Genomic DNA, 3,062 nt, shown 5'->3' with positions numbered 1-3,062 from the left:
GGTGCTCCAACCACTAACGCCTTTTCGATGAACACCCCAATTAACAACACTAATTTAGGGCTTGGACTTTCCTTTGTCAACGATAGAATTGGTCCAACAGACGAAAACGCAATTTCGGCAGATATTTCTTACACGGTTCCAACCTCGGAAACCTTTAAACTATCGTTCGGGATTAAGGCAACGGCCAATTTGTTCAATTTGGATGTCAACAAACTCCGAATTTACAACCCAAATGACCCTAATTTACAAAGCATCGACAATGAATTAAGCCCAAATATTGGTGCTGGAGTTTATTTTCATTCCGATAAAAGTTACGTGGGTTTATCGGTTCCAAATTTCTTCGAAACCCACCGTTATGACGATAATACCATTCAGGTAACCAAAGAAAAAATGCACTTTTATTTAATTGGAGGTCACGTTTTTGACCTTTCGCCGGACATTAAATTAAAACCCGCATTTTTGATGAAAGCCGTGGAAGGTTCGCCTTTGCAGCTTGATGTTTCGGCCAATGCGCTTTTTAACGAAAAATTCACTGTAGGTTTGGCCTGGCGATGGAGTGCGGCACTTAGTGCTATGGCAGGATTTCAGGTAAGTGACGGACTTTTCATAGGTTACGGATACGATATGGAAACCACAAGACTGGAAAATTACAACTCCGGATCGCACGAAATTTTCCTTCGTTTCGAGCTCTTCAACCGTTACGACCGCATCATTTCTCCAAGATTTTTCTAAAAAAAAACAGCCATGAAAATACACCATTACCTAGCGGCATTTTTGTTTACCACCAGCCTTTTCGCCCAAAAAGCACAGGTAAAATCGGCCGACAAACAATACGAAAAATATGCCTACATCGATGCCATCAAAACTTACGAACGTGTGGCAGAAAAAGGCTACAAATCAGCAGAAATGTTTCAAAAATTGGGAAATGCTTATTATTTCAATGCCCAATTACCCGAAGCCAACCGTTGGTATGCCGAACTTTTTGCCATGGGAAATCCAGCCGAAGCCGAATATTTTTACCGCTATTCGCAAACCCTAAAATCAGTTGGAGATTATGGCAAAGCCAATGAAATGCTCGAGCAGTTCAACAAGTTAAATACCCAAGACCAGCGAGCAAAATTATATGCTTCAGATAAAGATTATTTGCAAAAAATAAAAGACAATTCCGGAAGATACAAAGTAGAAAATTTCGGGATAAACTCTGAATATTCAGATTATGGCACCACGGTTTTTGGCGATAAAATTTTATTTGCATCAGCCCGCGACACCGGCGGAATTTCCACCCGAAAACACCGCTGGACCAACCAAAGTTTTACCCAAATTTATGCAGCAAAACTCAATGTGGATGGCTCAATTGCCGAAAAACCCGAGAAATTTTCTTCGTCTTTAAATTCAAAATTTCACGAATCAACCCCCGTTTTTAGTCCTGATGGGCAAACCATTTATTTTACCCGAAACAATTACAAAGACGGAAAAAAAGGCAAAAATTCAGAAAAAATTACGCTTTTAAAAATTTACAAAGCCACTCTGGAAGACGGAAAATGGAAAAACATCACCGAACTTCCCTTCAACAGCGATGATTACAGCGTAGCACATCCAGCGCTTTCGCCAGATGGAAAAACGCTTTATTTTGCCTCAGATATGCCCGGAACTTTGGGAGCTTCGGACCTTTGGAAAGTGCAAATTAGTGATGATGGAAGTTTTGGAACACCCGAAAATTTAGGCAAAGGCATCAATACCGAAGGTAGAGAAACTTTTCCTTTTGTATCCAATGAAAACGAATTGTATTTCGCCTCAGACGGTCATCCGGGATTGGGAGGTTTAGATGTTTTTGTAACCAAAATTTTACAAAATAATATTCCCGATACCCAAAATGTGCAAAACGTGGGAACACCTGTCAATGGGCCGATGGATGATTTTGGGTATTACATCAACACCGAAACCAGATTTGGATATTTTTCTTCAAATCGTAGTGAAGGCAAAGGTTATGACGATATTTACCGCTTTCAGGAAACCAAAAAACTCGAATGCGAACAGCTTTTGGCCGGAACAATTATGGACCTTGAAACCAAAGAAATTATTGCTGACGCAAAAGTTACGCTGTCGGATAATTCGTTCAAAGTCATCAAAACCACTATCTCAGACAGCGAAGGAAATTACCGTTTTGAAGAAGTGGAATGTGGTAAAAATTACTACGTAAAAGCTGAAAAACCGGAATACAACACCAGTGAAAACCGCATAACAATCGGCGAAAAATCAGGCGAAACAACACTTGATATTGAACTTGAAAAATCGGTGAAACCAGTAACCGTTGGTTCGGATTTGGCCAAAACATTTGGAATTGAAATTATTTATTTTGACTTAGATAAATGGAATATCCGTCCGGATGCGGCAGTTGATTTGGCTAAAATTGTGGACGTGATGAAACAATATCCAAACATGAAAGTGGATGTAAGATCACATACTGATAGCCGTCAAACCCACCAATACAACGAAAAATTATCCGATAGAAGAGCCAAATCAACCGTGGCTTGGATGGTATCTCAAGGCATTGAAGCCAGCCGTTTAACCGGAAAAGGTTATGGTGAAACCCAACTGGTAAACAATTGTGCTGATGGCGTGAACTGCTCCGAAGCCGATCATCAGAAAAACCGCCGAAGCGAGTTTGTGATTGTAGCGATGTAAGGTTTTTTTGTTTAAAGTCGAAAGTTTGACTTTTGGAACCTAACAGGTTTGTGAAAACTTGTTAGGTTTTTTTATTTTTTCTTGCGAAGGCGGAATCTTTTTCAACCTGAATTTTTTTTGCACCACTAGGGAATGAAGGTTTTATCTCGCAAAGACGCAAAGGTTTTTAACATTAGAACTTTTGAATTAGATTTTTGTCTCGCAAAGACGCAAAGGTTTTAAGCTTGGAACTTTCGACTTTTAATTCAAATCGTTGCAGCAGCGATTGAAGTGGAAAGCCCGGAGGCAGAAAAACTATTTTTTGTGCCCGGAAAAAACAGCGACCAGCGGAAGCTCGTTTTTTGGGCTACAAAAAAAGTTTTTTCTGCCGAGGACTT

General features: G+C 40.0%; 2 protein-coding genes. Both read left to right on the top strand.

Features of this window, described 5'->3' with window-relative positions:
• The coding region (locus GV828_RS13045; protein WP_166537935.1) for a PorP/SprF family type IX secretion system membrane protein at window positions 1-732 on the top strand (732 nt) is incomplete at its 5' end.
• 12 nt (window positions 733-744) lie between these two features.
• The gene (locus GV828_RS13040; RefSeq protein ID WP_166537934.1) at window positions 745-2,685 is read left to right on the top strand and encodes an OmpA family protein; all 1,941 of its coding nucleotides are present in this window, start codon (window positions 745-747) and stop codon (window positions 2,683-2,685) included.
• Window positions 2,686-3,062: the final 377 nt, after the last annotated feature.

The sequence above is a fragment of the Flavobacterium ichthyis genome, from assembly GCF_009915155.1.
Lineage (GTDB): Bacteria > Bacteroidota > Bacteroidia > Flavobacteriales > Flavobacteriaceae > Flavobacterium > Flavobacterium ichthyis.
The sequence above is the reverse complement of the archived record's forward strand: the minus strand, read 5'-3'. Positions and strand labels throughout refer to the sequence as shown.